The sequence below is a fragment of the Pseudomonas syringae group sp. J309-1 genome, from assembly GCF_032582135.1.
GTDB lineage: Bacteria > Pseudomonadota > Gammaproteobacteria > Pseudomonadales > Pseudomonadaceae > Aquipseudomonas > Aquipseudomonas quasicaspiana.
Genome location: NZ_JAWHNU010000036.1, coordinates 59,738 through 65,924 on the forward strand (window position 1 = coordinate 59,738; position 6,187 = coordinate 65,924).

The following is a 6,187-nucleotide window of genomic DNA, read 5'->3' on the forward strand; positions in this document are numbered from 1 at the left end:
AGGAGCTGCCGAAAACTGCGAAGCGTTCATTCTGAAACCTCGCAATCGCAGCCTTCGGCAGCTCCTACAGTTCTGTGTTGGCTGCAACACAGCGCAGCGCCAACAACACCGTCAATCTGTACACAACAAAAAACCCCGCACCTCTTTCGAGATGCGGGGCTTTGGTGGGCCGGTAAGACCTAGGCCATTTCTGCTGTGGTTTCGTAGTCGAAGGTGATCTCGCCGTCCCTGAAGTCGATGTGTACCACACCGCCATGGTCGGCCAGCTCGCCAAACAGGATCTCCTCGGCCAACGGACGCTTGATCTTGTCCTGGATCAAACGCGCCATTGGACGGGCACCCATTGCGGCATCGTAACCACCTTGTGCCAGATAGCTTCTCGCCGCCTCGGTCACCTCAAGCAGCACACGCTTGTCTTCCAGCTGCGCCTGAAGCTCGGTGAGGAACTTGTCCACCACGCTTTTGATGACCTCATGACTGAGGCGACCAAATTGAATGATGGTGTCCAGACGGTTGCGGAACTCAGGCGTGAAGCTCTTCTTGATGACTTCCATCGCATCAGACGAATGGTCCTGATGAGTGAAGCCAATCGAAGCCCGGGCCGCCGATTCTGCACCAGCGTTGGTGGTCATGATCACGATCACATTACGGAAGTCCGCTTTGCGCCCGTTGTTATCGGTCAGCGTCCCGTGGTCCATAACCTGCAACAGCAGGTTGAAGACTTCCGGATGCGCCTTCTCGATTTCATCGAGCAGCAGCACGCAATGCGGCTGCTTGGTGATCGCCTCGGTCAGAAGACCGCCCTGATCAAAACCGACATAACCTGGCGGAGCACCGATCAAGCGAGAAACAGTGTGCCGCTCCATGTACTCGGACATGTCGAAACGCACCAGCTCGATACCAAGAGCCTTGGCCAACTGACGAGCGGCTTCGGTCTTGCCGACACCGGTAGGACCGGCGAACAGGAACGAACCCACTGGCTTGTCAGGTGACTTCAGGCCAGCGCGAGACAACTTAATCGCGGTGGACAGCGAATCGATCGCCGCATCCTGACCAAATACGGTCAGCTTCAGGTCTCGCTCAAGATTCCTCAGCAACTCCTTGTCGGAGCTGTTGACGTGTTTAGGCGGAATTCGTGCGATTTTCGCGACGATGTCTTCAACCTGCGCCACTTCGATACGCTTCACGCGTTTCTCGACCGGTTGCAGGCGCTGGTAAGCCCCCGCCTCGTCGATCACATCGATCGCTTTATCGGGCATGTGACGGTCATTGATATAGCGCGACGCCAGTTCAGCAGCGGCACGCAAGGCTTCATCGCTGTACTCGATGTCGTGATGCGACTCGAAACGCCCCTTGAGGCCTCGCAGGATGCCGATGGTGTCTTCAACCGACGGCTCCGAGACGTCGACCTTCTGGAAACGCCGTGCCAAAGCGCGATCTTTTTCGAAGATGCCACGGAATTCCTGAAAGGTCGTCGAGCCGATGCAGCGAATATCACCTGACGAAAGCAGCGGCTTGAGCAGGTTAGACGCATCCATCACACCACCGGACGCAGCACCTGCGCCAATGATCGTGTGAATTTCATCGATAAACAGGATCGCGTGAGGACGCTTTTTCAGCTCGCCGAGCAACGCCTTGAAGCGCTTCTCGAAATCACCGCGATATTTGGTGCCCGCCAGCAGTGCTCCCAGATCAAGGGAATACACCACACTATTGGCCAGTAGATCAGGCACCTGATTGTCCACAATACGCTTGGCCAGACCTTCAGCAATAGCGGTTTTGCCGACACCGGCCTCACCTACCAGAAGCGGGTTGTTCTTGCGCCGACGCGCCAGAATCTGCGCGACTCGCTCGACTTCCTGCTCACGGCCGACCAGAGGGTCAATACGCCCCTGACGCGCCAGTTCGTTAAGGTTGCTGGCATACGCATCCAGCGGATTACCTGAAGCAGAAGACTCACCACCCTCGTCGTCCTGCATATCTTGCTCACCTTCAGAGTGATCGCCCTGCCCAGGCACTTTGGATATGCCGTGGGCAATATAGTTGACGACATCTATGCGAGCCACGCTCTGCTGCTTGAGCAGAAACACTGCCTGGCTTTCCTGCTCACTGAAAATAGCAACCAGCACGTTTGCGCCGGTGACTTCACGCTTGCCCGAGCTCTGTACATGGAATACAGCACGTTGCAGGACGCGTTGGAAGCCCAGGGTTGGCTGGGTCTCGCGATCCTCGTCATGGACGGGAATCAGCGGCGTGGTGGAGTCGATGAACTCCTGCAAATCATGCTTGAGCTTATCGAGGTTTGCGCCGCAGGCACGCAGAACAGTGGCGGCAGCCTCATTGTCCAATAAAGCCAGCAGAAGGTGCTCGACAGTCATGAATTCATGACGTTTCGAACGAGCCTCCTTGAAGGCCAGATTGAGGGTGACTTCGAGCTCACGGTTTAACATAGCTTCACCTCATACCCAAGTGGTCGGCGATTAACCGTCCTTCTCGATCTCACAGAGTAGCGGATGCTGGCTTTCCCTGGCGTATTGGTTGACCTGCATTGCCTTGGTCTCGGCGATGTCGCGGGTAAACAATCCACATACTGCCCGTCCCTCTGTATGGACGGCCAGCATGACCTTGGTTGCCAGCTCACGATTCAGGTTGAAGAACACCTCGAGCACTTCGACAACGAAATCCATCGGGGTGTAATCATCATTAAATAAAACCACCTTGTACATCGGCGGCGCCTGTAATGTCGGCTTGGCATCCTGAACCGCGATGCCAGCCGCGTCATCCTCATGGGAATCCGGACTGTCCTGATTTGATATTAGTCGAATCTTGCTGATTGCATGCATGGAAAGAAAAGTTCGTAAAGGGCGGATTGAATAATGAGTCGCAGTCTGACCGGTTTTCAAATGGACCGCCGCGTGACCTTGACTATCGGCTAATCAGTGTTACAAACAATAGAACCCACATTGGGTAAAAAGGGTCCGCGCAGTCAACCAAAATTTTTTTCGGTCCGGCGGATGAGGTTGATGATACTCCCAACGGAGTCCTTTGCAGAAGGATATGACTATGTATAGCGGTAAGGTCAAATGGTTCAATAATGCGAAAGGCTATGGCTTTATCGTGGAGGACGGGAAGACCGAAGACCTGTTCGCCCACTATTCTGCTATCAAAATGGACGGTTACAAGACCCTCAAGGCAGGTCAGCCCGTCAACTTTGAAATCATCCAGGGCCCCAAGGGAATGCATGCTACAGAGATCAAGGCAGCAGTCACAAATGAGCCAGCAGGGTCGCCCAGCCCTGTCACCACCCGGGCAGGAGTGCAGGAGAAGGTCACCGCCTGATCCGAAAACCTGCCAGATACGCCAATCCTGAAAAATCGGCCGGTTCAGTTATCTGAACCGGCCGATTTCGTTTGTAACGCCTGTTTACAGATGCTCTGCGCGTGTACCGCGAGCCCGCGCTTCCCGCCTACCTCGACCAACGGCCAATACCTTATGCTACCTCAAGCGCTTAGCATTAATGCTTAGCGCCAAGGGTTTGATATACTCCCGCCGTGACTAACGGGTCATAGGGGCAAACCAGTCTGGAAAGAGACTTTGCGCCCTTGTATGCGTTGGGCAGCAACTGCCGTCCGACCGCTTGACGCTCGACTGATGCACCTACCATCATCATCGCGAATAAACCTCGACTCAGGCTCAAGAAAAAGAGACTGCGAGCAAAGTGCATACCCTGCGCGCATCGAGATTTTGTGCATGCTCAGCAAAACAGAGAGTTCATACGAAATGTCCAACCGTTCGAAGATCATCTACACCTTTACCGACGAAGCTCCAGCACTCGCCACCTACTCGCTTCTTCCTATCATCGAAGCCTTCACTGCCTCCTCTGATATCGACGTTGAAACGCGAGACATCTCTCTGGCGGGCCGCATTCTTTCCAGCTTCCCTGAATCCCTGAGCGCTGATCAGCAAATCGGCGACCACCTCGCCGAGCTGGGCAAGCTGGCTACCACACCAGAAGCCAACATCATCAAGCTGCCAAACATCAGCGCCTCGGTCCCTCAACTCAAGGCGACCATCAAAGAACTGCAAGACCTGGGCTTCAAGATCCCTGACTACCCTGAGTCGCCGAGCACAGACGCGGAAAAAGACGTCCGTGCACGCTACGACAAGACCAAAGGCAGCGCCGTGAACCCGGTTCTGCGTGAAGGCAACTCGGACCGCCGCGCACCGTTGTCGGTCAAGAACTACGCTCGCAAGCACCCACATAAAATGGGCGCCTGGGCTGCAGACTCGAAATCCCACATTGCCCACATGAGCAATGGCGACTTCTACGGCAGTGAAAAGGCCGTTCTGATCGGCGCTGCCGATAACGTCAAAATCGAATTGATCGCTCAAGACGGCACAGCCACCGTTCTGAAAGAAAAGACCGCCGTGAAAGAAGGCGAGATCATCGATTCTTCGGTCATGAGCACCAAAGCCCTGCGCAGCTTCATCGCATCGGCTATCGAAGATGCCAAGGCAAAAGGCGTGCTGCTGTCGGTTCACTTGAAAGCCACCATGATGAAGGTCTCCGACCCGATCATGTTCGGCCAGATCGTCGCCGAGTACTACAAGGACGCGCTGACCAAGCACGCCGATGCACTCAAGCAGGCCGGCTTCAACCTGAACAACGGTATCGGCGATCTGTACGACCGTATCAGCGCCCTGCCTGCCGACAAACAGGCTGAAATCAAGGCTGACATCCAGGCCGTGTACGCCTCACGCGCCCCACTGGCAATGGTCAACTCGGACAAAGGCATCACCAACCTGCACGTGCCAAGCGACGTGATCGTCGACGCATCGATGCCGGCCATGATCCGTGACTCGGGCAAAATGTGGAACGCTGCTGGCGAACTGCAGGACACCAAGGCCGTGATCCCGGATCGTTGCTACGCAACCATCTACCAGGCCGTGATCGACGACTGCAAGAAAAACGGCGCTTTCGATCCGACCACCATGGGCAGCGTGCCAAACGTTGGCCTGATGGCGCAAAAAGCTGAAGAGTACGGCTCCCACGACAAGACCTTCCAGATCGCCAGTGCTGGCGTTGTCCGTGTATCGGACAGCAGCGGTAAGGTGCTGATGGAACAGAACGTCGAAGAAGGCGATATCTGGCGCATGTGCCAGGTCAAGGACGCGCCGATCCAGGACTGGGTCAAACTGGCCGTCAACCGCGCTCGCGCCAGCGACACCCCTGCCGTGTTCTGGCTGGACCCGGCTCGTGCTCACGACGCCGAGATGATCAAGAAAGTCCAGAAGTATCTGGCCGATCACGACACTGCAGGTCTGGATATCCGTGTGATGTCGCCGGTAGAAGCCATGGCGTTCACCCTGGAGCGCACACGCGCTGGCAAGGACACCATTTCGGTCACCGGTAACGTACTGCGCGACTACCTGACTGACCTGTTCCCGATCATGGAACTGGGCACAAGCGCCAAGATGCTGTCCATCGTGCCGCTGATGAACGGCGGTGGTCTGTTCGAAACCGGCGCGGGTGGTTCGGCTCCGAAGCACGTTCAGCAACTGGTTGAAGAAAACTTCCTGCGTTGGGATTCCCTGGGTGAGTTCCTGGCTCTGGCCGCTTCCCTGGAGCACCTGGGCAATACCTACAACAACCCGAAAGCCCTGGTTCTGTCGAAGACTCTGGATCAGGCAACCGGTGAGTTCCTGGACCGCAACAAGTCGCCTTCGCGCAAAGTCGGCAACATCGACAACCGCGGCAGCCACTTCTACCTGGCGCTGTTCTGGGCTCAAGCCCTGGCTGCCCAGAATGATGACGCAGCCCTCAAGGCACAGTTCAGCCCAGTGGCGAAAACCCTGGCCGACAACGAAGAAAAAATCGTTGCCGAACTGAACGCTGTACAAGGCAAGCCAGCGGAAATCGGCGGTTACTACTACCCGAACCCTGAGCTGACCAGCAAAGTCATGCGCCCAAGCGCAACCCTGAACGCAGCGATTGCTTCGCTGAACTAAGGTTTTTGCTGCACACAAACCCCGGCCTTGTGCCGTAATGCTGTTCACTTAAGCATTTGAGTCCAAGCCGGGCTTTATAGAGAATCCGATGTCAGACCCCCGGCATCGGATTTTTTTATGCCCATTCAGCAGCAGTTGCTCGACCTCGGCGATCTCTTCAATTTTTCTGACCTAAGCA

At 55.8% G+C, this 6,187-nt stretch carries 4 protein-coding genes; 2 read left to right on the forward strand and 2 right to left on the reverse strand.

All coding sequences use genetic code 11. The features are described from left to right. Window positions 1-179: 179 nt before the first annotated feature. Window positions 180-2,450, reverse strand: a complete 2,271-nt coding sequence (gene clpA, locus RX972_RS18720) for an ATP-dependent Clp protease ATP-binding subunit ClpA (RefSeq protein ID WP_027899410.1) — start codon at window positions 2,448-2,450, stop codon at window positions 180-182. Window positions 2,451-2,480: 30 nt separating this feature from the next. Continuing rightward, window positions 2,481-2,843: an ATP-dependent Clp protease adapter ClpS gene (gene clpS, locus RX972_RS18725; protein ID WP_027899409.1), complete on the reverse strand. Its 363-nt coding sequence runs from the start codon at window positions 2,841-2,843 to the stop codon at window positions 2,481-2,483. Window positions 2,844-3,057: 214 nt separating this feature from the next. On the opposite strand from clpS, the gene cspD reads away from it, so the two are divergent. Both cspD and RX972_RS18735 read left to right on the forward strand, forming a co-directional pair. After that, the gene (cspD, locus tag RX972_RS18730; RefSeq protein WP_027899408.1) at window positions 3,058-3,339 is read left to right on the forward strand and encodes a cold shock domain-containing protein CspD; all 282 of its coding nucleotides are present in this window, start codon (window positions 3,058-3,060) and stop codon (window positions 3,337-3,339) included. Between the two features lie 441 nt (window positions 3,340-3,780). Then, complete coding sequence (locus tag RX972_RS18735) at window positions 3,781-6,009, forward strand: NADP-dependent isocitrate dehydrogenase (protein ID WP_122709156.1); 2,229 nt, start codon at window positions 3,781-3,783, stop codon at window positions 6,007-6,009. The last annotated feature ends 178 nt before the right edge of the window (window positions 6,010-6,187 follow it).